This is a genomic window from Mesorhizobium sp. M6A.T.Cr.TU.014.01.1.1, assembly GCF_004022765.1.
In the GTDB taxonomy this organism is placed as follows: domain Bacteria; phylum Pseudomonadota; class Alphaproteobacteria; order Rhizobiales; family Rhizobiaceae; genus Mesorhizobium; species Mesorhizobium mediterraneum.
Window position 1 is genome coordinate 1 of sequence record NZ_RZPG01000049.1, and the last position, 24,046, is coordinate 24,046.

General features: G+C 61.4%; 24 protein-coding genes. 11 read left to right on the forward strand and 13 right to left on the reverse strand.

The window, feature by feature from the left end:
- Positions 1 to 286 precede the first annotated feature (286 nt).
- The 3 genes from EN885_RS32145 to EN885_RS32155 form a co-directional block, all read right to left on the reverse strand.
- Complete coding sequence (locus tag EN885_RS32145; RefSeq protein ID WP_095487943.1) at positions 287 to 1,147, reverse strand: NlpC/P60 family protein; 861 nt, start codon at positions 1,145 to 1,147, stop codon at positions 287 to 289.
- A gap of 30 nt (positions 1,148 to 1,177) precedes the next feature.
- Complete coding sequence (locus tag EN885_RS32150) at positions 1,178 to 1,528, reverse strand: MarR family winged helix-turn-helix transcriptional regulator (protein ID WP_095487941.1); 351 nt, start codon at positions 1,526 to 1,528, stop codon at positions 1,178 to 1,180.
- A gap of 70 nt (positions 1,529 to 1,598) precedes the next feature.
- Complete coding sequence (locus tag EN885_RS32155; protein ID WP_128243358.1) at positions 1,599 to 2,963, reverse strand: leucyl aminopeptidase family protein; 1,365 nt, start codon at positions 2,961 to 2,963, stop codon at positions 1,599 to 1,601.
- Between the two features lie 121 nt (positions 2,964 to 3,084).
- Between EN885_RS32155 and EN885_RS32160 the strand changes: the two genes are divergently transcribed.
- Positions 3,085 to 3,906 (forward strand): tetratricopeptide repeat protein, encoded by an 822-nt coding sequence (locus EN885_RS32160; protein WP_128243365.1) that lies wholly within the window; start codon positions 3,085 to 3,087, stop codon positions 3,904 to 3,906.
- Positions 3,907 to 4,021: 115 nt separating this feature from the next.
- Here EN885_RS32160 and EN885_RS32165 read toward each other — a convergent pair whose 3' ends face one another.
- The 9 genes from EN885_RS32165 to EN885_RS32205 all read right to left on the reverse strand — a co-directional run bounded on the left by EN885_RS32165 (position 4,022) and on the right by EN885_RS32205 (position 13,084).
- Positions 4,022 to 5,038 (reverse strand): type II secretion system F family protein, encoded by a 1,017-nt coding sequence (locus tag EN885_RS32165; RefSeq protein ID WP_128243357.1) that lies wholly within the window; start codon positions 5,036 to 5,038, stop codon positions 4,022 to 4,024.
- Between the two features lie 12 nt (positions 5,039 to 5,050).
- Positions 5,051 to 6,064 (reverse strand): type II secretion system F family protein, encoded by a 1,014-nt coding sequence (locus EN885_RS32170; RefSeq protein WP_095487933.1) that lies wholly within the window; start codon positions 6,062 to 6,064, stop codon positions 5,051 to 5,053.
- 29 nt (positions 6,065 to 6,093) lie between these two features.
- Positions 6,094 to 7,599 (reverse strand): CpaF family protein, encoded by a 1,506-nt coding sequence (locus tag EN885_RS32175; RefSeq protein WP_128243356.1) that lies wholly within the window; start codon positions 7,597 to 7,599, stop codon positions 6,094 to 6,096.
- Between the two features lie 29 nt (positions 7,600 to 7,628).
- Entirely contained in the window at positions 7,629 to 8,912 is a 1,284-nt protein-coding gene (locus EN885_RS32180; RefSeq protein WP_206616877.1) for a CpaE family protein, read from the reverse strand.
- Between the two features lie 34 nt (positions 8,913 to 8,946).
- Positions 8,947 to 9,675: a CpaD family pilus assembly protein gene (locus EN885_RS32185; protein WP_128243354.1), complete on the reverse strand. Its 729-nt coding sequence runs from the start codon at positions 9,673 to 9,675 to the stop codon at positions 8,947 to 8,949.
- Between the two features lie 14 nt (positions 9,676 to 9,689).
- The gene (locus EN885_RS32190) at positions 9,690 to 11,219 is read right to left on the reverse strand and encodes a type II and III secretion system protein family protein (protein WP_128243353.1); all 1,530 of its coding nucleotides are present in this window, start codon (positions 11,217 to 11,219) and stop codon (positions 9,690 to 9,692) included.
- Positions 11,216 to 12,028 (reverse strand): Flp pilus assembly protein CpaB, encoded by an 813-nt coding sequence (cpaB, locus tag EN885_RS32195; protein ID WP_095487924.1) that lies wholly within the window; start codon positions 12,026 to 12,028, stop codon positions 11,216 to 11,218. The genes EN885_RS32190 and cpaB overlap by 4 nt, the downstream gene beginning before the upstream one ends.
- 218 nt (positions 12,029 to 12,246) lie before the next feature.
- Positions 12,247 to 12,765, reverse strand: a complete 519-nt coding sequence (locus tag EN885_RS32200) for a prepilin peptidase (protein ID WP_128243352.1) — start codon at positions 12,763 to 12,765, stop codon at positions 12,247 to 12,249.
- 148 nt (positions 12,766 to 12,913) lie between these two features.
- Entirely contained in the window at positions 12,914 to 13,084 is a 171-nt protein-coding gene (locus EN885_RS32205; protein ID WP_095487922.1) for a Flp family type IVb pilin, read from the reverse strand.
- A gap of 353 nt (positions 13,085 to 13,437) precedes the next feature.
- Here EN885_RS32205 and EN885_RS32210 point away from each other — a divergent pair, with 353 nt between their 5' ends.
- The 3 genes from EN885_RS32210 to EN885_RS32220 all read left to right on the forward strand — a co-directional run bounded on the left by EN885_RS32210 (position 13,438) and on the right by EN885_RS32220 (position 15,230).
- Entirely contained in the window at positions 13,438 to 13,860 is a 423-nt protein-coding gene (locus tag EN885_RS32210) for a pilus assembly protein N-terminal domain-containing protein (protein WP_095487920.1), read from the forward strand.
- Between the two features lie 153 nt (positions 13,861 to 14,013).
- Positions 14,014 to 14,574, forward strand: coding sequence for a TadE/TadG family type IV pilus assembly protein (locus EN885_RS32215; RefSeq protein WP_095487918.1), 561 nt, complete (start codon positions 14,014 to 14,016; stop codon positions 14,572 to 14,574).
- 35 nt (positions 14,575 to 14,609) lie between these two features.
- Positions 14,610 to 15,230 (forward strand): TadE/TadG family type IV pilus assembly protein, encoded by a 621-nt coding sequence (locus tag EN885_RS32220; protein WP_127203551.1) that lies wholly within the window; start codon positions 14,610 to 14,612, stop codon positions 15,228 to 15,230.
- Positions 15,231 to 15,349: 119 nt separating this feature from the next.
- Here the strand turns inward: EN885_RS32220 and EN885_RS32225 are convergent, their stop codons facing one another.
- Positions 15,350 to 16,273: a phosphate/phosphite/phosphonate ABC transporter substrate-binding protein gene (locus tag EN885_RS32225; protein ID WP_128243351.1), complete on the reverse strand. Its 924-nt coding sequence runs from the start codon at positions 16,271 to 16,273 to the stop codon at positions 15,350 to 15,352.
- A gap of 153 nt (positions 16,274 to 16,426) precedes the next feature.
- On the opposite strand from EN885_RS32225, the gene EN885_RS32230 reads away from it, so the two are divergent.
- From EN885_RS32230 to EN885_RS32260, 7 genes are all read left to right on the forward strand, one after another.
- On the forward strand, positions 16,427 to 17,665 hold the full coding sequence (locus tag EN885_RS32230; RefSeq protein WP_095487912.1) for a phosphopentomutase: 1,239 nt from the start codon (positions 16,427 to 16,429) through the stop codon (positions 17,663 to 17,665).
- The gene (gene mutM / locus EN885_RS32235) at positions 17,658 to 18,566 is read left to right on the forward strand and encodes a bifunctional DNA-formamidopyrimidine glycosylase/DNA-(apurinic or apyrimidinic site) lyase (RefSeq protein WP_128243350.1); all 909 of its coding nucleotides are present in this window, start codon (positions 17,658 to 17,660) and stop codon (positions 18,564 to 18,566) included. Before EN885_RS32230 ends, mutM begins: the two co-directional genes overlap by 8 nt.
- A 69-nt stretch (positions 18,567 to 18,635) precedes the next feature.
- Positions 18,636 to 19,409 (forward strand): enoyl-CoA hydratase, encoded by a 774-nt coding sequence (locus EN885_RS32240; protein ID WP_095487908.1) that lies wholly within the window; start codon positions 18,636 to 18,638, stop codon positions 19,407 to 19,409.
- 182 nt (positions 19,410 to 19,591) lie between these two features.
- Positions 19,592 to 19,858: a 30S ribosomal protein S20 gene (rpsT, locus tag EN885_RS32245; protein ID WP_095487906.1), complete on the forward strand. Its 267-nt coding sequence runs from the start codon at positions 19,592 to 19,594 to the stop codon at positions 19,856 to 19,858.
- 919 nt (positions 19,859 to 20,777) lie between these two features.
- Positions 20,778 to 22,250: a chromosomal replication initiator protein DnaA gene (gene dnaA, locus EN885_RS32250; protein ID WP_245329992.1), complete on the forward strand. Its 1,473-nt coding sequence runs from the start codon at positions 20,778 to 20,780 to the stop codon at positions 22,248 to 22,250.
- Positions 22,251 to 22,541: 291 nt separating this feature from the next.
- On the forward strand, positions 22,542 to 23,660 hold the full coding sequence (gene dnaN, locus EN885_RS32255; RefSeq protein ID WP_095487902.1) for a DNA polymerase III subunit beta: 1,119 nt from the start codon (positions 22,542 to 22,544) through the stop codon (positions 23,658 to 23,660).
- Positions 23,661 to 23,685: 25 nt separating this feature from the next.
- On the forward strand, positions 23,686 to 24,046 hold a 361-nt coding region (locus EN885_RS32260), incomplete at its 3' end, for an AAA family ATPase (protein ID WP_164897960.1).

Below are 24,046 nucleotides of genomic sequence, written 5' to 3' on the forward strand. Positions count from 1 at the left end.
AATCGTCTCATCCGACGCCGCCAGACCGTCCGCCAGACTCAACTGACCCAAAACACGATCCGCCATCCCGAATCTCCCTGCTCCAACCTTCACCACAGAATCACCGTTCGGCTTCTGTGCAAAGGTCTCCGTGTGGGAGAAGGTGGATTGCCGCGAAGCGGCAAGACGGATGAGGGGTGTTCCAGCTTGGCGCCAACTTACCCCTCACCCGGATTGCCAACCGATTTGTGAAGGACAAATCGGGGCAATCCGACCTCTCCCACAGGGGGAGAGGTAAGGGATGCCCCTAAGGCCGCCGAAACCCCGTCGGGCCGCCATAGAGATAGCCGATGCGGGCGACGGCTTCTCTGAACCCTTCACGCGAGACCAGCATGGTGTGGCCGTTGGCATGGATCATCGTTTCTGGGTCGGTCATAACAGCGACATGGCCTTTCCAAAACACCAGGTCGCCGCGCCGCAACCCGGCAGAATCCCGGTCCGGGTCGAGCGGCTCACCGATGGTCGCTGCCTGCATGTCGGTGTCGCGCAGCACTTGCCTGCCGGCCATGTGCATCGCCAGTTGCACGAGGCCGGAACAATCGATGCCGAAGCCGGAGGCGCCGCCCCACAGATAGGGTGTGCCGAGAAAGGTTTCCGCGACCGCGACATAGTCGGCAGCTGGTTTGTTCAAGGGCCGCAAATGGCCCGATATGACCGCCTCGCCGGATGGCAGCAGCGCATAGTGCGTACCGCGTGTTTCAGCCGCGCCCGTCACCGTTACCGCCGATCCCATCGAGAGCTGTCCGTTCGACGGAAACCGCAAATCCGGTCCGGGATAAAGGAAGGTGCGCGGCACCGAGACGACATGGGTGGGCGTATGGCCTCGCGCCCCCAGCACGGTGTCGGCGACATAGCCGACATAGCCATCGCGCTCGGCCTGGATCCAGGCCCAGCCCTCAACGTCCTCGAAGACGAGGACGTCGTCGCCGAACAGAAGCTGCGTGTCGACGCCGGCATCCGGGCGCGGCGCCTTGCGGATATCGGCCACTGAAGCTGATATACGCGCTGGCCGTCCGGCGACGAAGCGATCGGCGGCGACCTCGCCTTTCAGCCTGACATCAGCGAGATCGGAACGGAAGGCGTGGAGGCGGGCATCCCTGGCGGTCAAATCGGCAACTCGTTCAAATCGGCAACTCGGTCAGATGGGCAATTCCTGGGCCCTGGCGATGATAACATCGCCGAAGCGCTCGACAAAGAGAGCACCTTCGACAGTGCGCTTGACCAGCACGTTGCGCTTGTCGAGCTCGTCGCGATGGCGCGAAACTAGCTTCAGCGCGCCCATTGTGTCGAGCGCGCGGGTAATCACCGGCTTGGTGACATTGAGCCGGGCAGCGAGCCCGCGCACCGTGTGCGGCGGCGGGTCGAGATAGATGGTGAACAGGATCGCCGTCTGGCGCATGGTAAGGTCCGGCGTATCGTCGCGCACCTGGGACAGCATCACCTGCTGCCACAGTCGCAAGGCCTGGCTCGGGCGCATGGAAATCGACATCCGGCCAACATGACGGCAAATTGTTTCGGTTCCGTTTCAGTCTCGAGAATTTCCTGTCGGACAGCAACCGTCAGGCGTAGCGTTTCGAGATGACCCTTTCCAGCGCCCGGATGCCTTGCGCCTCACCGCCGGCGAGACCGTACGGACGATCGGACGGGTTCCAGGCGAAGATGTCGAAATGCGCCCAGCCGGCGCTCTTCTCGACGAAGCGCTTCAGGAACAGCGCTGCGGTGATCGAGCCGGCGAACCCGTCAGACGTGACGTTGTTGATGTCGGCGATCTTCGAGGACAGCTTTGCGTCATAAGGTCGCCACAGCGGCATGCGCCATAGCGGATCCTCGACCGCGGCGGAAGCCGCCGCCAGTTCGGACGCCAGCGCTTCATCGCCAGTGTAGAAGGGCGGCAGGTCGGGACCGAGCGCGACGCGAGCAGCCCCCGTCAGGGTCGCCATGTCGATCAGCAGTTGCGGCTCGTCGTCGTCGGCCAGCGCCAAGGCATCAGCCAGCACCAGCCGTCCCTCGGCATCGGTGTTGCCGATCTCGACGGTGATGCCCTTGCGGCTCGCCAGCACGTCGCCGGGCCGGAAGGCGTTGCCGGCGATCGAATTCTCGACCGCCGGGATCAGCACACGCAGCCGGATCTTCAGGCCAGCGGCCATGACCATGGAGGCAAGGCCCAATACGTTGGCAGCGCCACCCATATCCTTCTTCATCAAGAGCATGCCCGAGGAGGGCTTGATGTCGAGACCGCCCGTGTCGAAGCAGACGCCCTTGCCGACCAGCGTCACCTTCGGGGCGTTCTTCGGCCCCCAAATCATGTCGATCAGGCGCGGCGCGCCGACCGATGCGCGGCCGACCGCATGGATCATCGGGAAATTCTTCTTGAGCAGATCGTCGCCCTTGGTCACCGACACTTCGGCCTTGTGCTTTTTGGCCAAGGTCCGAACAGCCGCCTCCAAATCGTCCGGCCCCATATCGCTGGTTGGCGTATTGACCAGATCGCGGGTCAGGAAAACGCCATCGGCGATACGACGAACGTAAGCCGCTTCAGCGCCGGATGGCAGCGAAAAACGCAGCGCCTTGCCAGGCTTCTTGCCGTAGCGGGTGAAGACATAACCACTGAGAGCCAGCGCAATTGCCGCAAGTTCCGGCTCGGCCAGTGCGGAGACGAAATGCCAGTCGCCCTCCGGCAAGGCTCGCGCTAGCGCGCCGAGGGCAAGCGCGCTTTCACCATCGCCGAGGCCGAACAAGGCTCCGGCCAGCGCGCCGTTTTCGCCGGGCACGACCAGTGTCCTGCCCGCCTCACCGGAAAAGCCGTTGGCCCTGGCCCAGGCGATCGTGGATGACGCAAGGCCTGCCGCCTCCAGCCTATCCTTCTCCACCAGATGGACCGGCAGCGCGGTCTTCAGTTTCTTCTCGACGAGTTCGACAGGCATTCGATGGTCTCCGGCGTTCGAGTCGGCGCTTCTTAACTGTCCGTTAGGGTTAACAGAATATTTCTGCGGGAGGGAAGATGGCCACGTAATGGCCACGTCTATGAATGGAGGCCTGGTGCAGATGCCGACCAACCGCATGATGAACGCCACGGGAAAGCGGCTGATCACCACGGCGTTGATGATGGCGCTTGCGGCCAGCGTCGCCGGCTGCGGAACCAGCAAGTTGACGACCGGTTCCATCTCGCGCTCCAGCGGCAAACCGCTGGAAACCATGTCGGCCAGCGAGTTGCACAATGCGACAGCAGCGCTCGGTCAGTCCTACGCCAGGAACCCCAACGACAAGCGGGTCGCAACGAATTACGCGGCGGCGCTGCAAATGGATGGCGACGCCGACCAGTCGCTCGCCGTGATGCGCAAGCTGGCGATCGCCTTGCCGAAAGACCGCGACGTGCTTGCCGCCTATGGCAAGGCGCTCGCCGCCAACGGCCAGTTCGAGCCGGCGCTCGACGCCGTGCGCCGCGCGCAGACACCGGAATATCCGGACTGGAAACTGGTGTCGGCGGAAGCCGCGATTCTCGACCAGCTTGGCCAGAGAGACGAGGCGCGCCAGGATTACCGCAAGGCGCTGGACCTCAAGCCGAACGAACCTTCGATCCTTTCAAATCTCGGCATGTCCTATGTGCTGGAAGGTGACCTGCGCACGGCCGAAACCTACATGCGCTCGGCCGCCCAGCAGCCGAACGCCGACAGCCGCGTCCGCCAGAACCTGGCGTTGGTCGTCGGCCTGCAGGGTCGTTTCGACGAAGCCGAGAAAATCGCTTCGCAGGAGCTCTCGGCCGAACAGGCGCAAGCGAACGTGGCTTACCTTCGCCAGATGCTCGCCCAGCAGAACGCCTGGAGCCAGCTCAAGGACCAGGACAAGGCGAAGCCTGCCACCAACTGACCGCGCCGGCTTGCTTGGAGCCGGTCAGTTCCCTCAACTCGTCGACATGCCGGAAGTACGAAAGCCGCGTTGCATCAGCACCGCGGCTTTTGCGTGTATTGTCGCCTTGGCGAGGCTATTGGCCACTGGATGTCGACGGGGCGCCGAAGATGCCGCGCTGGCTCACCTGGATGCCTGCAGGACCCAGAATGATGGCGAACAGCACCGGCAAGAAGAACAGGATCATCGGCACGGTGAGCTTCGGCGGCAAGGCCGCGGCCTTCTTCTCGGCGGCGTTCATGCGCATGTCGCGGCTTTCGCTGGCAAGCACGCGCAGCGCATGCGCCACAGGCGTGCCGTAACGCTCGGCCTGGACCAGCGCCTGCGACACCGACTTGACCGATTCCAGGCCGGTGCGACTCGCAAGGTTCTCGTAAGCCTGCTTGCGTTCCTGCAAGTAGGAAAGTTCGGCGTTGGTCAGGATGAATTCTTCGGCAAGCGCCACCGATTGCGCGCCGATCTCGTCCGCGACCTTGCGAAACGCCGCCTCCACCGACATGCCTGATTCGACGCAGATCAGCATCAGATCGAGCGCGTCCGGCCACGCCATCTGGATCGACTGCTTGCGCTTGGTGGCGCGGTTGTTGACATAGAGCACCGGCGCGTAAAAACCCGCATAGGCGACGACGACGCAGACGAACAGTTTGATGAGAGGCGGCTGTTCCGGCAATCCTCCGAGCACGAACAGATACATCGCGGCCAGCGCAAAGCCGATAAAGGGCAAGACCAGACGGAAGAAAAGGAAACGCGTCAGCGGATTCTGCCCGCGAAAGCCAGCCACCTTGAGTTTCTGCAACGTGCCTTCATCGGCAAGGGCGCGTCTCAGGTCCAGCCGGTCGACAATATTTCGCATGCCGATCGACTGTTGCTCGCGCAGGCCCTTACGGCGGCGATCGGCCTCGACGGCAAGCCGCGCACGCTGCTTGGCGCGCAATTCGTCGCGCTCCAGCGCTACGGATTTCATGCGCGCCTTGAGCTGGTTTCCACCAAAGGCAGGCAGCAGCGTGAAGACGGTCGCAAACACCGCGATGCCGACCAGCAAGGCAATCAGGAATGCCGGGTCGGTAAGGGTTTTGACGACATTTTCGGTCATGCGCTCGAAATCCTAAACTTCGAAGTTCATCATCTTGCGCATCACCAGGATGCCGATAGACATCCAGACCGCCGAGCAACCGAGGATCAGATTGCCGGCGCTGGTGGTAAACAGAGGCATGATATAGTTCGGGCTTGTCAGGTAGACGAGAAAGGCGACGACGAAAGGCAACGCACCGATGATCACGGCGGACGCCTTCGCTTCCATGGACAGCGCCTGGACCTTGGCTTTCATTTTCTTGCGGTCGCGAAGCACGCGCGAAAGATTGCCTAGCGCCTCGGAAAGATTGCCGCCGGCCTGGGACTGGATCTGGATGACGATGCCGAAGAAGCTCGCTTCCGTGCACGGCATTGTTTCGGCCATGCGTAGGCTGGCGTCGGGGATCGACAGGCCCATCTGCTGCGAATCGACGATGCGGCGGAACTCGGTCTTGACCGGTTCGGGAGATTCGTTGGCGATCAGGCGGACGGCGTCGTTCAGCGGCAGGCCGGATTTGACCGCACGCACGATGATGTCGAGCGCGTTCGGAAATTCGTTGAGGAACGCCTTGACCCGGCGAGCGCGGCAAAACGAGACGAACCAGCGTGGCAGTCCGAGGGCGCCGACCAGCAGCGCACCCGGCAAGACAAGCAGCGGCGCGCCGATGAAATAGGCAAGTAACGTCAGGAGGACGCCGCAAACGGCCGAGTAGAGATAGAAGCGCTCGAGCGAGACCTTCATGCCTGCCTGACGGATCTGGGCCTTCAGTGGCGGCTTCTTGACGATGCTCTGGTTGGTTTTCTGCTTCTGCTCAAGATCCTTCAGCGAATCCTGGACCGATTTGCGGCGCTTGGCTGCTTCCGCCACGCGATCGCGCGAGGCCTTGACGACGTCACGATCCGTCTCGGCGGTCTTGATCGTTTCAAGCCGCCTGCCGACTTGCTTCTCGGTGCTGATCCGGTTGAACAGAAAAACATAAGCGACCGCGCCGGCGCTGAAGCCGGCGAGCACGATGAACGCCAATACGGTGCCGTCAATTCCGAACATCGATCCCGGCCCCTACGCCTCCGAATGCTTCAGTCAGCGCGTTTCTCCATCGCCTCGAGCGCATTGGCGAGGCGCTGTTCCTCGCCATAGTAGCGGGCGCGCTCCCAGAAATGCGGACGACCGATGCCTGTCGACACGTGCTCGCCCAGCAGCCTGCCGTTCGCGTCCTCGCCTTTGATATTGTAGAGGACGATGTCCTGCGTGATGATGACATCGCCCTCCATTCCGATCACCTCGGTGATGTGGGTGATACGCCGCGATCCGTCGCGCAGGCGTGCGGCCTGGATGATCACGTCCACGGACCCGACCACGATTTCACGCACGGTTTTCTGCGGCAGCGTGTAGCCGCCCATCGCGATCATCGATTCGATACGGTTCAGGCATTCGCGCGGGCTGTTCGAGTGGATCGTGCCCATCGAGCCGTCATGGCCGGTGTTCATCGCCTGCAGGAGATCGAACACTTCAGGTCCGCGCACTTCGCCGACGATAATGCGCTCGGGCCGCATGCGCAGGCAGTTCTTGACCAGGTCGCGCATGGTCACCTCGCCCTCGCCCTCGAGGTTGGGCGGACGGGTTTCCAGACGCACGACATGCGGCTGCTGCAATTGCAGCTCGGCCGAGTCCTCGCAGGTGATGACGCGTTCCTCGCGGTCGATATAGTTGGTCAGGCAGTTGAGCAGCGTCGTCTTGCCCGAGCCGGTGCCGCCCGAAATGACAATGTTGCAGCGGACGCGGCCGATGATCTTGAGAATCTCGGCGCCATGCGGCGAAATGGCACCGAACTTGACCAGCTGATCGAGCGTCAGCTTGTCCTTCTTGAACTTGCGGATGGTGAGCGCGGTGCCGTCGATGGCGAGCGGCGGCGCGATGACGTTGACGCGGGAACCATCGGGAAGGCGTGCGTCGCAGATCGGGCTCGATTCATCGACGCGACGGCCAACCTGGCTGACGATGCGCTGACAGATGTTGAGAAGCTGCTGGTTGTCGCGGAAACGAATTCCGGTCTGCTCGACCTTTCCGTTGACCTCGATATAGACGTCCTTGGAACCGTTGACCATGATATCGGCGATGTCGTCGCGGGCAAGCAATGGCTCTAGCGGCCCGTAACCCAGGACGTCATTGCAGATGTCGTCGAGCAGTTCTTCCTGTTCGGCGATCGACATCGCAAAATTTTTGATCGCGATGATGTCGTTGACGATGTCGCGGATTTCCTCGCGCGCGCTTTCGGGATCGAGCTTGGCGAGCTGCGACAGGTCGATCGTGTCGATGAGCGCGGAGAAGACCTGGCTCTTGGTGTCGTAGTAGGCTTCGCTCTTTTCGCGCTGGATCCTTTTCGGCTCCGGTGCCAGTGGCGGCGCCTCGACAGCGCGGCGCGCGAGGGGGGCCGCAGACGTGCCAAGCAACGGCGGCGCGGGTTTGGCAAGAACCGACGTTTCCGCAGGGTTTGCCGCCGCCGGCGCGGCGGGCGCAGGTGCCAGCTGACGGAATTCCGGGGTGAACCGGCTGCCGTCGTCGCTACCTCTTTTACCAAACATGATCGACTACCAATTCCGCTGCGAAAGCATCACTTCTTGCTGCGCGAGAGCTTGCCAAGGAGATTGCCCAAGCCCGCTTTCTTTCTTGCCTTGATTTCGCTGCGCCCGGTCAGCACATGCGCAATCTCGTTGACCATGCCGACGACCTGGTTCTTGGCATCCATTTCACCGAGCATGCGCCCATTATTGGCGGCATTTCCAAACAGCAGCGGCTCGAAAGGAATCACCGACATCGGCGACAGTCCGAGCGAGTCGGCGAAGTCGGATGACGTAATCTCCGGACGCTTCGGCACGCCTGCCTGATTGATGATCAGCTTGGGCGGCGGATCGTTCGGGCGAAGCCGTTTGAACATGTCGACGAGATTCTTGGTGTTGCGCAGATTGGCCAGCTCCGGCGTCGCTGTGATCACGATCTCGTCGGCCTTGACCAGCGTGTTCTTGGTCCAGCCTGTCCAGATGTGCGGGATATCGAGCACCAGAAGCGGCACGCTGCGCTGGGCCGTGTCGATAAGCTGCATGAAGGCGTCGGGATCGAAATCGTAGACCCGGTCGAGCGTTGAAGGTGCTGCAAGCAGCGACAGGTGCTCGGCGCACTGGGCAAGCAGCCGGTCGAGATAGACCTCGTCGACGCGCTCCGGTGAGAAGACGGCCTCGGCAATGCCTTGCGCCGGATCCTGATCGAAATTGATGTTGGCCGTTCCGAAAGCAAGATCAAGGTCGGCGACGACCACTTCCGATTTGAACAGGGACGACATCGCCCAGGCCACATTGTGGGCAATGGTCGAGGAGCCGACGCCACCCTTGGCGCCGATGAAGGCGATCGAGCGGCCGATCGGCTCGGCCTCCGGATCAACGAAAATCGACGATATCACGCTGACGATGTCGGCCATCGACACCGGCGCGATGACATATTCGGAGATGCCGGAGCGGATGAGCTCGCGATAGAGGCCGACATCATTGTAGTGGCCGATGACCACGACCTTGGAGGTCGGATCGCAATATTCGGAGAGCTGCGTGAGCTGCTCGAGCAATTGCGTCGGCTCGCTGCGCGATTCCAGCAGGATCAGGTTCGGTGTCGGCGCCGATTGGTAGAATTCGATGGCGGTGGCGATGCCGCCCATATGGACCTTCAGATGGGCCTTCGCCATGCGGCGATCCTCTCCGGCACGCTCGACCGGATTGGCAACGCCCTCGGTCTCGCAAAATGCCTGGATCGAGATGCGCGGAATCGGCCGCAACGCCTGCATGGCGGCGATGTCCTGCTGCGAGATTTCGCCGCCATCTATCCCCGTGTCGTAGGCAAGATTACTCATCGTCATTTCTTTCCGTGACTTGTGCGGCTCGAGCTCAATAATCAACTTCCGAATTGCCGAGGAATTCGTCCGAAATGCCTCTGTTTTGATACACGTCGATCACATTCTCCCGATTTTTCGGTTCGATATCGGAAGGCTTGCGCGGCCCGAGCAGATCGGCCGGATTGGCCATCTGGGCGGCAAGGTTGTTCTGATACGAGCAGCCGAAATCGGCATAGTGCTTGTTTTCCGAGGTCTGCAGCAGGTCTTCGGGCCAGCGTCCGCATCTGTCGGTCTGCGCCTTCACCGAGACATAGGCGACGCGGATCGGCGCGGATGCTTCAGCCGAAGCCGACTGGTAGGTGGTGATGACGATCCGGTTCCGGCTGATGCCGTTGGCAATCGCAAGCCTGGCGAAATCGCGACCGGCCGCGGTCGCGGCGATCTCGTTGGCCGAACCGCTCGGGATCGAGATCGTCAGGGTCGGAGCGGCACTCTTGTCGTAGCCGTCCAGAAAGCCCAGAAGCGTGTCGCGCTGAAAGCCGGTCATGCCGCGATCGCCGGCGCCGACCGGAAGGTCGATCTTCTCGTTCTTCTCGGCAATGACGATCGGATGGTTGGTGCGATAGTCGTCCGGAACAGCGCCGACCGTGATGCTGTCCCGGTTGGCGCAGCCCGCCAGCAATGCCGCGACCGCAACCGCCAGGACCGGCCGGCAGATCCGCGAACGGCCGGACCGCATCGCTGCGGTGACCGTAATTGGCTTCCACGCTAACTGAGACATGTCCGCTTCCCCGCTTACTTGTAGATGAAGCCGACGACGCCGTGGTAACGGCCGTTGGGCTTATCGGTCTGCATGGTGCCGTAGACGCGATTGACACGGCCAAGGAACATGCCGGCGCCATCGCTGGCGGCGTTGAAATTGTCGTCCGGCTTGGCAAGAGCGTTGCGCGTCACCGGCTTCACCAAATAAGGCGTGATGATGATGACCAGCTCGGTCTCGTTGCGAACGAAATCCCGGCTGCGGAACAGCGTGCCAAGGACGGGGATCTTGGTCAGCCCAGGCAGGCCGTTGACCGCCTGTCTGAGATCGTCCCGGACGAGGCCGGCGATCATCATCGAGCCGCCGGACGGCAGCTCTACTGTCGTGTCGGCCAAGCGTTTGCGGATCGACAGGACGTTCATGCCGGGGCTTGTTACACCCTCGGACAAAGATACTGATCCCTCCGTTGTCGGCTCGGATACCGAAGTCCTGACCTTCAAGCTGATGCGGCCGGGAGAGAGCACCACCGGCTGGAATTCCAGGCCAATGCCGTATTCGATCTTCTCGATTGAATACGTCTTCAAACCGGTCTGATTATCGATGGATACGGCTTGGGAAACGCTAGTCGCCATATTGTACTCGCCGCCGACTTTGAAGGTCGCCTTCTCGCCGGATACGGCCGTCAATGTTGGCTCGGCCAGGGTTTTCATGACGCCCGACTGTTCCATGGCGTTGATGTAGGCATCCAGCGTCGAGCCGCCGATAGCGAAGCCAGAATTCGACAGCGACTTGCCTAAACCGGTGAAATTGTCGCTTACCGCACCCCAACTGATGCCATTGCTGTCACCGTTGCCGATCAGGTTGACGCCGAGTTGCTTCATCACCGAGCGGCTGACTTCGGCCACCGTCACCTTGAGCGTCACCTGGTCGTCGCCGACGATCTGCAGCAGGTTGACGATCTGGCTGACGCGACGCTCGGAATCTGGATTGTCGATGTCGACACCGGCTTCGGCCGAGCCGCCGGAGGCGGTTTGCGAATATTGCCCCGTGGTCGCCTCACCGCCGGACACGAATATGGTGGCCAGTTCGACCGCTCGCTTGGCATCCAGGGGGGTGTCCACGGTTCCGGTCAGGACGACGTTGTCGTTCAGCAACTCGACCGTGATGGTCGATGACGGGATGAAGCGTCTGATATAGTCTTCCAGTCCGGCAACATCGCGTTCGACTGCCAGATCCAGGCTGACGATCTGTTCGCCATTGGGGCCGAAGACGAAGATGTTGGTGTCGCCCACCGCCTTTCCGAACAGATAGATGCGCCTGGCGGTGCGGGTCACCGCATCGGCGACCGCCGGGTTGGCGACGAGAATATCATAGGCATCGCTCGGCAGGTCAATGACCACCGATTTGTTGAGACCGAGCTTGACGCGCTGGGTGGCGGTCGAAGCCGACACTTCGGCGTTCTTGCCTGCCGCATTCGCCTCGACGAGGCCATACGCATTCGTTCCAATAAGAAACAGGCCGATTGCCGCAGCCAGGGTGACCGGCAGTCCAGCGTTTAGCCTCATTGCCTTGCTCCCACTTCGGAAACTTCGCCCGACTTGATCAATCGCACTGTTCCGCGCCGCCCATTGCCGGAAACGAGATAGTCGGCCTCGCCCAGATTCTTCTCCTGGGTATCGCTGACCGACCGCAGCGCCAATGTCAGGCGGTCCGCCATCTGCTGGGCGACGGTGATGATCTCCGCCTGCTGCGGTGTCAGTTCCAGCGTGGCGGTCTGACCGACCCTGGTCCTCTTGCCTTCCTCGTCCTCCTGGATCGTCTGGTCGATTGCCAGGACGCGAATGTTCTTGAGGATGGTTTCGGTCGTAAAACCGCTGCCGCCGCTCGCGGCATCGGCTCTGCGGGTCATGATGACGTCGACGAAATCGTTGGGAAGAATGAAGCCGCCGGCGGAAGTGTCGGCAGATACGGCTGTGGCGACGGCCCGCATGCCGGAGGGCAGGATCGACGACATGAAGCTCTGTCCCTCGCCGATCAGCTTGGAGCGCCGCAACGGCTCGCCGGCATACATCGCCACTCGGGCAACACCGCCTTTCAGCTTCTCAAGCGCTTCGGGCTCCGCGGCGCGGGTTATGAAATTCGCATTGATGCCGTCGGCCGGCCAGGACTGCCAGCTGATATTGTTCTCGAGCGGGCTGCCCATCGGAACGTCGCTGGACAGGACAAGCACGTCCTGCAGCGCGATTGCCGGCGCCGTGGGGCCGGAATCGACGATTTGAGGCGGCGGAGCCGCCACCATGTTTTTTGCAACATAGCCTGCGCCACCCGCCGCGGCCACCGCCACGCCCAGAATGATCAGTCGGGATGCTGGCATTTGTCCGAACCCCTTGGCAAACCACTTAGCCAAGCCGGACCTTGCAGCGGCAATCGTCAAAACAAGGTTAATATAATGCTTACGATCGTGATTAATTTAAGGTTTACATAAATTTGAGGCATTCGGTTCGGCCCGCAAAAAGGCGGCCAAGCCGCCTGCTCCAACGCCAAATCGAAATAGTGGAAGGCTAATCTGGCGAGGGAAGGTTGGCGAGAGAATTAGGCTGCCAGCCTTGCGAGTGCCCACGCCATCAACGGCGAATTCGGAAAGGTGAGCAGCCCGCCAATGCCGAGCGCTATGCCATAGGGCACGCCGGTCGTCTCGTCGGCGAAGTGGCGCAAAAACGGATTGTGGCTTGTAACGGCTGCAAGCGGCGATTTCCGGTAGGCGAGGATGGCGAGCGTCAGCAGGCCACCGATGAATGCCGAGGCCACGAGATATTCGACGAGATGGATGCTCAGTCCCATCCAGAGGGCCGTGGCGGCCAGCAGCTTGGCGTCTCCGCCTCCCATGCCGCCGAGCGCGAACAGACCGAACGTCACGGCGAGGACAAGGCCGCCGGAGGCGAAATGCAAGCCATAGGTTGCCCAGTCCATGCCCGTCAGCGGTGCGACCAGAGCGAAAACAGCCACGAGCAGCACCGGCACGCGATTGGCGATCATCATCGACAGCGTGTCGGAGATCGCGGCGAAAAGCATGCAGAACGGAAAGACAACGAAGATCAAGGCTTCAATCATCAGCGCAGCGCCCATGGTACCTGGCCCAGCCTAGACGTGTTCGATTAACGATTGATGAGGCCGGGAATTCAAAATCGCCTGACACAATGAATAAGGGCCGCCAAACGAGGCGGCCCTTGATCCGAAAAAGCGACTAACGTCGCTATTATCAGGCGCCGTTCAGCGTCGAGGAAATGTCCTTGAACTTCTGGTTGATGCTATTGCCCAGTTGACCGGCGCCGACCATGATAGCGAGCGCGATGAGGGCGGCGATCAGACCATATTCGATGGCGGTCGCGCCGGATTCGTCCTTCACAAAACGTGCAATGAGATTAGCCATTCGAGAGCTCCTACTCCAGATGTTACAGCAAATCCGTCAACTTCTCTTGGCGGCTGATCGGATGCTGCCAATCTATGGAGAAGCTCTTTCGATCGGCTTAATAAACAGCCTTACCGATTCCTTTCCCGCTTCGAAGGCATTGCGTGGTTAACCGTAAACTAAGTGACGCCCGCGAACCGACAGGCACGTCAACGGTGGCGAAAGCCGCAATTTGGCGATTTGAGAAAGGGGCGGCGCGCTCCAGGCAATCACGATTCCGATCCCGACATCGTCACGGCTCCCATCCGCTTAACCGTTGGTTCACCAATCTCGTTCATGTTCCGTTGAGCAGTTCGCCGCCGTGGAGCGCTTCAATGACCGGGCCGAGATCGTCCTTTCCGATTGCCGCGCTTCTTGCCGCCACGGCCTTCGTCGTGCCGGCCAAGGCGGGCGCCGGCATCGAGGTTACGATGAACCAGGCGAAGATCGTCAAATTGTCGCGCGCCGCCGATACGATCGTCGTCGGCAATCCGGCGATCGCCGACGCCTCCGTGCAGGATGCTTCGACGATCGTGCTGACGGGCAAGGGCTTTGGCGTCACCAACCTCGTCGTCCTCGATCAAGAGGGCAGTCCGATCATCGACGAGCAGATCACTGTCGTGCGGCAGGACGCGTCGTCGGTTCGCATCTATCGACGTGCCGAAATCCAGACCATGTCCTGCACGCCGTATTGCGAAAGCTCGTACAAGAGCGATGCGGAGAAAGCCTCGGAAGCCGAGATGAGCGCCGGCCGGTAAGCAACCGGACTGTTCTCGTCTCACAGAAATGCCGCTTCGGTTATCGGCCGCTTAAAACCTTTCCGTCGAATTTAACGATCATCCAAACTGCACCTCAATGGGTTTCCGCTAATGTTTCCTCCGACACCCCTTCAGGATCGGCAGCGACGGGACATGAGCAAAGCAGGACGAGCGAGCTTTTCCGCGCGATTCCTTGGTGACCGGCGCGGCAGCACAGCCATCGAATTCGCGATGCTTGCGGTGCCGTTTGCGCTCCTCGTCTTTGCCATCCTGGAGAGCTGCATTTCATTTGCCGGGCAAGAGGTGATGGCCAACGCCACCGACGATGTCGCGCGCCGGCTGCGGACGGGCCAAGATAAGGCAGCCGACATGACCGAGGCCACGCTGAAGGCCATGATCTGCAGCCGGCTGGAAATCATGGTCGCCAAGGACTGCCCCGGATTATTGGTGGATCTGCGCGAATATCCGACCTTCGCCGATGCGGCCAAGGCGGGCTTCAAGATCCAGGACGGCGACGTCGTGCTGACGCAAGGCACGAACGCGGAGACCTTCACGGTAGCCCCGGGCTTGGCTGCGTCGAAGAACATGCTGCGGGTTTTCTACAAATGGCCGGTCATGACCAATTTCATGGCCAAGTCGATGGCCAATCTCAAAGATGGCAAAACGCTGCATTTCGCATCGGTGACCTGGCAGAACGAGCCGTTCGACGACTGAAACGCGCCGTTGCGCGAGTGGGAAAAGGATGAAGCATGGTTCGTGCGGGGGCACATAGGGGGATCGCCGGGATCTGCACGAAAGCCATCCGGTTCTGCTGCGATCGCCGCGGTGTCGCGGCCGTTGAGTTTGCCTTCATCGTGCCTGTCCTGCTGATCATGTACTTCATGACCATGGAAGCCTCGCAAGCCATCGAGACCAGCAAGAAGGTCAGCCGCATCGGCAGCATGGTGGCGGATCTGGTCACCCAGCAGGAGATAATCTCCGCCGCCGATCTCGATGCGATCATGACGATCGGCAACTCCACCCTTCAGCCCTACAACCGCTCGACCCCGAAGATCGTCATAACCGCGATAAAGGTCACCAACGAAACGCCGCCGAAGGTGCAGGTCGTGTGGTCACGCAAGATGGTTGGCGATGCCTTCAGCGCCGACGCCGCCAAGGACTCCATCACCACGGTTCCAAAAGCGCTTGAGATCAAGGACACCTTTCTCATTCGCGTCGAAAGCAGTCTTGCATACGAGCCGATCATCACCTGGTCGGCGGACAGCGAAAAGCGACTTGGATTGAGCTCGGCCTTCAACAAGATATCGATGGGGGAAACATATTATCTCAGGCCCCGCAGGAGCCTGACGATTCCTTGCGCCACCTGCTGAAACAACCGCGGGCAGAGCGGCGGACTCTCAAATCGAGCCGCACCGCCGCTCCATTTTTTGAACTCGGATTGACACAGAACCGGTCTTCTTTTTTTGCTCCGATGCTCCGACGCCGGTTGCTATTGCTGTCGATGGTTGCCTGACACCAGGCGCACGATCGCCGCGGCCATCGCGTAGTCATCCGGACTGGCGACGGCGAAGCCGCCGGAATGTTTCCATTCCAGAAGATCGTAGACATCCGGCGACATCGATCTGAGATTGATGAGGAACACGGTGAGCCGCCGTTTGGCTTCGGGGTCGAGATCGCTGCGGACGGCATGGGGACCATATCGCAGCACGCCGGACGTCCACACGACCCGAAGTGCTGCTTTCGAAATCCCTGCCATTTCCAGCCTGGCCACCGTGCCGCCCGGAACATCCGGCTGGCCATCGGCCATCGCCGGCATCCAGCCGAACAGGGCATCGGCCTCACCATCGACCAGCATCATTTCAGCCGCCGCAGCCGAACTGGCGTGCGTCAGAAATGGTGCGTCCTCGGCAACCTTGACGCCTTCGGCGGCCAGCCCGGCAAGTGGCAAGAGAGAACCGCCGACGCTGTCCGGGGGCGCCATGGCGACCCGATGTGCTTCCATCGCGGCCAGATCCGGGACCTTGCCGTCCCGCGTCAGCAAGACGGAGCGGATGCCAACCGCGCCGTCGGAATCGACAGGCGCCACAAGAGGCTCGACGCATTCGCAACGTTCGGATGCGGTGGCGTAGGCGGTCGCCGAATAGATCGCATATTCGATCTGGGCATTGGCCTGCGCCTCGATCAGCGCCGCGTAGTCGCGGGCAACGACAAACTCCACCCTCATGCCGAGCGCCTTGGTGTAGGCATCCGTCAACAGCTCAAGACCTGGAACGGTGTTGCCGGCGCCGGGCTCGGCAACGATGCCGACACGAAACGTGCCGATGTCGTCCCGCCAATCGGCGCGCGCCGGGTTTGACCAGGATGCGCCCAGCATCGTCATGATGGCTACGGAGGCCTTCAAGGCATGCCTCATGTGAGTCCCCGCTCGCCTTTCATCGGTCCATGCCCATGCCGGCATTTCGCGGCATCTCAACTATCGCGCCAAGCCGTCTGGTTCCGAATTGCCAATGGCGCCGCGGAACCCTATGTCTGGGCGGACGGACAGACAATAATAATGAACCCTGCAATGGCGCGCGCCTTCCTTTTCGTTCTCGATTCCTTCGGCATCGGCGGCGCGGCCGACGCCGAGCGCTATGGCGACGCCGGTTCCAACACGTTCGGACACATCGCCAGAGCCTGCGCGGAAGGCCGGGCGGATCGCGAGGGGCTGCGCAAAGGACCGCTTTTCATACCCAATATGCTCTCGCTCGGTCTGGGTCACGCGGCAAAAACCGCGACAGGATTCAGCATCGAAAGCGGCGGCAAGGCCCATCTCGCCTCCGCCTTCCATGGCGCGGCGCAGGAGATTTCAAGCGGCAAGGACACGCCGTCGGGCCATTGGGAAATCGCCGCCTTGCCAGTCCGGTTCGACTGGGGCTATTTTCCGAACACCGTTCCCGCCTTTCCAGCCGAGCTGACCGAAGCAATCATCCGCGAAGGAGAGGTGCCGGGCGTTCTCGGAAATTGCCATGCCCCGGGCACGGAGATCATCGAACGGTTCGGCGAGGAGCATATCCGCACCGGCAAGCCGATCTGCTACACTTCGGTCGACTCCGTTCTGCAGATCGCCGCGCATGAAGTTCACTTCGGCCTGGAACGGCTCTACGAATTCTGCAAGGTGGTGCGCAGGCTGGTCGATCCGCTGAATATCGGACGGGTGATCGCGCGACCTTTCATTGGGGAAACCGCCGCCAGCTTCGAACGGACGCACAACCGCCGGGACTATTCGGTGCCGCCGCCCGAACCAACCCTGCTCGACCGGCTGACGGCGCGCGGCAGCCGGGTCATCGCGGTCGGCAAGATCGGCGATATCTTCGCCCATCGCGGCATTTCGGAAGTGCGCAAGGCCGCCGGCAACATGGCGATGTTCGACAAGGCGCTCGGCGCGATGGATGACGCGGGCGACGGCGATCTCGTCTTCGCCAATTTCGTCGACTTTGACACCGAGTTCGGCCATCGGCGCGACGTTGCCGGCTATGCCGCCGCGCTCGAGGCCTTCGACCGGCGGCTGCCGGAGGCGCTTGCGCGGCTGAGGCACGGCGATCTTCTCATCCTCACGGCCGACCATGGCAACGATCCGACCTGGCACGGCACCGATCATACGCGCGAACGCATTCCGGTGATCGGCACGGGACCAGGTTTTGGCGGTGACATTGGGCTCAGAACGACGTTCGCCGACATCGGTGAAACGGTCGCCGAGCATCTTGGGCTGGCACGCGGCCGCCACGGCACCTCCTTTTATGCAACGATAGGCGGCCATGCCTGAATTGCCTGAGGTCGAAACGGTCCGGCGTGGCCTGCAGGCGGTCCTGGAAGGCGCCCGCATCGCACGCGTCGAGGCACGCCGACCCGACCTGCGCTTTCCGTTTCCTGAAAAATTCTCGGAGAGGCTGACCGGCAAGACGATTACGGCACTCGGTCGCCGGGCCAAATACCTGACGATGTATCTGGCAGGCGGCCCGGTGCTGATCTGCCATCTCGGCATGTCTGGTTCGTTCCGCATCGAAATGTCCGATGACAGCGAAATGCCCGATAACAGCGAAATGTTGGGCGCGTTTTATTACGAGCGCTCGAAAAACGCGGTGCACGACCATGTCGTCTTCCATGTCGTCTCGCCCAAAGGCGTCCGGTCGCGCGTGACCTTCAACGACCCGCGTCGTTTCGGCTTCATGCTGTTTTCGGAAGGGGCGCCCGACACGCATCCGATGCTGGCGGGGCTGGGCGTCGAGCCGACAGGCAATGCGTTGGACGGCGGGCTTCTCGCCTCGCTGCTGAAAGGCCGGAAGTCGCCGCTGAAGGCGGCACTTCTCGATCAGCGGCTGATCGCCGGGCTCGGCAATATCTATGTGTCGGAAGCCCTGTGGCGCGCCAGCCTGTCGCCGTTGCGCGAGTCGGGCACCATCGCAAAGCCTGGAAAGAAGGCCAGACAGCAGAGCGACGCCTTGGCCGAAGCAATCCGCGCGGTGATCGCCGATGCAATCGCCGCCGGCGGATCGTCGCTGCGCGACTATGTGCAGACCGACGGGTCCCTGGGCTATTTCCAGCATTCCTTCGCGGTCTACGATCGCGAGGGCGAACCCTGCTCAAAGCACGGCTGCGGCGGCCACATAGAGCGCGTCGTGCAAAGCGGGCGTTCCACCTTCTATTGCCGGACCTGTCAGATGTGAGCCAGCCTGGACGCCATGTGTGAGTTGGACGCCAGATGTAGATAGATGACCGAGCGAGGAGATACAGTCATGACCTATGAAACGATTATCGTGGAAACCCGCGGCAAGGTCGGGCTGATCACGCTGAACCGGCCGAAGGCGCTCAATGCGCTGAACTCCCAAATCCTGGCGGAAGTGGTCGCGGCCGTGAACGGCTTCTGCGCGAATGCCGACATCGGCGCGATGGTCATCACCGGTTCCGAAAAGGCCTTCGCGGCAGGTGCGGACATCAAGGAGATGCAGGCGATCTCCTTTGCCGACGCCTATGTGCAGGATTTCTTTGTCGGCTGGGAAGAGTTCACCCGGGCGCGCAAGCCTGTTATCGCGGCAGTGGCCGGCTATGCGCTCGGCGGCGGCTGCGAACTGGCGATGATGTGCGACTTCATCATCGCCGCCGACAACGCCAAGTTCGGCCAGCCCGAGATCACGCTCGGCGTCATGCCGGGAATGGGCGGATCACAGCGCCTAACCCGCTTCGTCGGCAAGTCGAAGGCGATGGACATGTGCCTGACCGGACGGATGATGGATGCCGCGGAGGCCGAGCGTTGCGGCCTGGTGTCGCGCGTCGTGCCTGCCGACGAGCTGATCGAGGAGGCGTTGAAGGCGGCGGCCAAGATAGCCGATTTTTCGCTGCCCTCGGTGATGATGGCGAAAGAGGCCGTCAACCGCGCCTATGAAACGACACTGGCCGAAGGGCTGCGGTTCGAGCGCCGGCTTTTTCACTCCCTGTTTGCGCTCGACGACCAGAAGGAAGGCATGGCCGCCTTTACCGAGAAGCGGAAGCCGAATTTCACGAACCGGTAGATCGTGACGACGGCGGCCGGATGCGAGCGACAACAGCGGCCAAAAAGAAGGCGAAGCAGCGTTGACGCGCCGGAAAAGCTGAACTATAAGCCGCACCAACCGAGGCGGCCCTGTGGCTGCCCGTTTGTTTTTTGCGCCCTGCGGCATCCCGCATGCGCCCACCAGATCAGAAGAGAGGCATCATGGCCAATACCTCCTCGGCCAAAAAGGCAACGCGCAAGATCGCCCGTCGCACGGCGATGAACAAGAACCGCCGCTCGCGCGTGCGGACCTATATCCGCCAGGTCGAGGAGGCGCTCGCCTCGGGCGACAAGGCCGCCGCGCAGGCTGCTTTCAAAGTGGCGGAGCCGGAATTGATGCGCGCCGCGACCAAGGGCGTGGTGCACAAGAATACGGCATCCCGTAAGGTGTCGCGCCTGGCCCAGCGGCTCAAGGTGCTGTCGGCCTGATATACCTTTCCAGAACTGATCTTCTTTAAACCCGGCCGCTCGCGCCGGGTTTTTTCGTTTGCCGGCAAGTACTTAAAAAGAATGCTCGCAAACCACACCTCCGCGCGAACTTCAATGTTCGAAATGCTTTGCCGGCATATACATGCCCGCTGATATTCAAGGCCGCTGAAAGCGCCCGCGATGAAAATATCGGCTGTCAAAAACTACCCTTACTTTTCAATAACTTACGGACGGTCCATCCACAGCTTGTTCACATCGCGTGCGGGGGATGGGGGACAATTGCCTGTCAAGAAAATTATTTCAGAAAATTTCGCGCGGTGTGGCCTTTTTCATATTCGCCGGAAAAGGGTTTGAATCACAATGGCTTTGTCAAAATACGCCCGTGCAACACAGGGTTCGAACCCGTCTGCGGTAACCACATTCCTTAAAAATCCGTTAGTCGTGGCCTTGCCCTATCCACAACGATTTCGTTAATGTCGGTCTATCGAGAGGGACGGGCCTGTTGGCCCTTAACCCAGCCTGAATCGGCCAGCAAAAAAATGGCGGAATTCATGACGTGGATCATTTCCGCGTCGGGTTTGGTTTGTCTTTTCGATACGGTAGGGGATTGGCGTAACTGTATATGGCAGGTCAATGCGCGCCGGCGTTTTCGCCGGACGGCATTGTATTGCCCTGACATGACCAAACGGGCTGGCTCTGAGGAGCCGGCGCCGGTCCCCTGACAACGAGGCGACATCATCTGCCGGCGGCGGCGGTAGTGTCGCAGCGAAGACACGGTCGCCGGAAACATGGATGCAGGAGGCGTATCCCCGGCGAAAAAAGGTACAAAAGGACAAGGAACTCGATCATGCAGAGCGGCATCGAAAGGGAGCTTACGGGCGACCTCCCATTCCCTGGAACCTTAACCGGAGGGGACACTATGTCGGCTTCCAACGACGCGGAACAGAAGTTCGACCGGGTCAAGGCCCAGTTGAAGGCGCGTCTGGGAACCGAAGTCTATTCGAGCTGGTTCGGGCGCATGAAGGTCGCCGAAGCATCCCGGGGCATTGTCCGCATCTCCGTGCCGACTGCCTTCCTGCGCTCATGGATCAACGGCCACTACCTCGACCTCATCGCCGAGCTGTGGAAACACGAGGATCCCGAAATCCTCAAGATCGAGATCGTCGTGCGCACCGCTACCCGCCCGGGGCGCAATGGCGTCGAGCCCGAACTGGCCCCAGCGCGCAAGATGACAAGGCAAGCGCAAACGGCGCTGGCCGCTGGAACAGCGGGCCCCGGCAGGGTGGAGCGGGTGCCGGCACCTCGCTCGGGAATGCCTGCAGAGACCGAGTTCAGGCACAATGTGCTCGGTTCGCCGCTTGACCCGCGCTATACGTTCGGCTCCTTCATCGAGGGACCGTCGAACCGGGTGGCCTTCGCCGCCGCCAAGGCGGTGGCGGAATCGCAGTCGAGCGCGGTGCGCTTCAATCCGCTCTTTCTTCACGCGACGGTGGGGCTGGGCAAGACGCACCTGTTGCAGGCGATCGCGGCGGAATCGCTGAAGCAGAATCCAAAGTCGCGCGTCGTCTATCTCACGGCCGAATATTTCATGTGGCGGTTCGCCACCGCGATCCGCGACAACAATGCGCTGACGCTGAAGGAGCAGCTGCGCGACATCGACCTCCTCATCATCGACGACATGCAGTTCCTGCAAGGCAAGTCGATCCAGCATGAATTCTGCCATCTGATCAACATGCTGCTCGACAGCGCCAAGCAGGTGGTGGTTGCCGCCGACCGGCCGCCGTCGGAACTGGAATCGCTGGAGCCCCGCGTCCGCTCGCGCCTCAACGGCGGCGTCGCGCTCGAAATGTCGGCGCCGGATTTCGCCATGCGCATCGGCATGCTCAAGCTGCGCCTTGCCACCGCAAAGGCTGACGATGCATCGCTCGACATCTCGGAGGAGATCCTCAACCATGTCGCCCGCACGGTGACCGGCAGCGGACGCGAACTCGAAGGCGCGTTCAACCAGCTTCTGTTCCGCCAGTCGTTCGAACCGCAGATCACCATCGACCGCATCGACGAGATCCTCGGCCACATCTATCGTTCGGGCGAGCCGAAGCGGGTGCGCATCGAGGACATCCAGCGCATCGTCGCGCGCCACTACAATGTTTCGAAGACAGAACTTCTGTCCAACCGGCGCACGCGTACGATCGTCAAGCCGCGGCAGGTCGCCATGTACCTGTCGAAGGTTATGACACCGCGCTCCTTGCCGGAGATCGGACGGCGTTTCGGTGGCCGCGACCACACGACGGTGCTGCATGCCGTGCGCAAGATCGAGGATCTTTCAGGCGTCGACAACACGCTGGCGCAGGAGCTCGAACTGCTGAGAAGACTGATCAACGATCAAGCCTGACCGGCCCGAAAAACAAAGCGTGTCGCGTGGCTGCGACGCGCTTGAAATCTACGTTTTTATGCATGTCGTTGCCTCAAAACCGCTGCGCACTTTTGGGCGACAAGCATTGGCTTGCGGGCTTCGCCAGCTTTATCCCCAGAAAGCCTGCGTAACCGGCTCGAACCGGTGGCGTGGGCTTGCGCTTGCGGGGTTTTTCCTATCAGTTTATGCAGATTCTGAGCCTGTTCAGACCTTTCGCGGGGCACCGCTTGCCGGAGACCCGCTCATTCATTCAAGCGAGCCTGTTTCGTCATGCGTGTTATCTTGGAACGGTCAAATCTCCTGAAGTCGCTCAATCACGTTCATCGCGTGGTCGAGCGGCGCAACACCATACCGATTCTGTCGAATGTGCTGCTGAGCGCCGAAGGCGCCACCCTCGAGATGAAGGCGACCGACCTCGATCTGGAGGTGACCGAAGCCACGCCTGCCAAGGTCGAGCGCGGCGGGGCGACGACGGTTCCGGCGCATCTGCTCTACGACATCGTGCGCAAGCTCGCCGACGGCGCTGAGGTCATGCTGAAGACCGACGAGGACGGCAACGCCATGACGGTGACCTCGGGCCGCTCGAGCTTCCGTCTCCAATGCCTGCCGCAATCCGATTTCCCGGAGCTTTCGGCCGGATCGTTCTCGCATATCTTCCGGCTCGATTCGGTTGCGCTCAGGGGCCTGATCGAGAAGACCCAATTCGCCATCTCCACCGAAGAGACGCGTTACTACCTGAACGGCATCTATCTGCACACGCATGATGCCGACGGCAAGCTGAAGCTGCGATCGGTAGCGACCGACGGACATCGACTGGCGCGCGCCGAGATCGACGCGCCGGCAGGGTCCGAGGGCATGCCGGGCATCATCATTCCGCGCAAGACCGTCAGCGAGCTGCAAAAGCTTGTCGATGACCCTGATATCGCCGTGACCACCGAATTGTCCGACACCAAGATCCGCTTCACCATCGGCAGTGTGGTTTTGACATCGAAGCTGATCGACGGCACCTTCCCGGACTATCAGCGGGTCATCCCCACCGGCAACGACAAGAAGCTGATCATCGACCGTCAGAGTTTCGCCGCCGCCGTCGACCGCGTCTCGACCATCTCCTCCGAGCGCGGCCGCGCGGTGAAGCTTTCGATTGGAGAAGGCCAGGTCACGCTTGCGGTCAACAATCCGGATTCAGGCAGCGCCACCGAAGAACTGGCTGCGGATTATTCGTCCGACGCGATCGAAATCGGCTTCAATGCCAAATATCTGCTCGACGTCGCAGCCCAGTTGACCGGCACTGAGGCAAAATTCATGCTGGCGGACGCCGGTTCGCCAACGCTGATCCACGACATGGCCGACGAAACCACGCTCTACGTGCTGATGCCGATGCGGGTGTAGGCCTGAACGAGGCCATCTTGCTGTCATGACCGGAGTTGCGAAGCAGTCTGCGCACGACCAGCAGACTCATATAAGTAAGCTATCGCTTACGAATTTCCGCAACTACGCAACGCTGTCGATCGACATCGACCCCGGCGCCGTGATTTTTTCCGGTGACAATGGCGCCGGCAAAACCAATCTGCTGGAAGCGATTTCCCTGCTGACGCCGGGTCGCGGCCTGCGCCGCGCACCTTATGCCGACGTGGCGCGCGAAGGCGGCGACGGCGGCTTTGCCATCCACGCCCGGCTCGATGGGCCGGACGGCCCGGTCGAGATCGGCACCGGCATTGCAGGGGGCGGCGCCGCCGGCGAGGGCGGCCGGCGGGTGCGGATCAATGGTGCGGCAG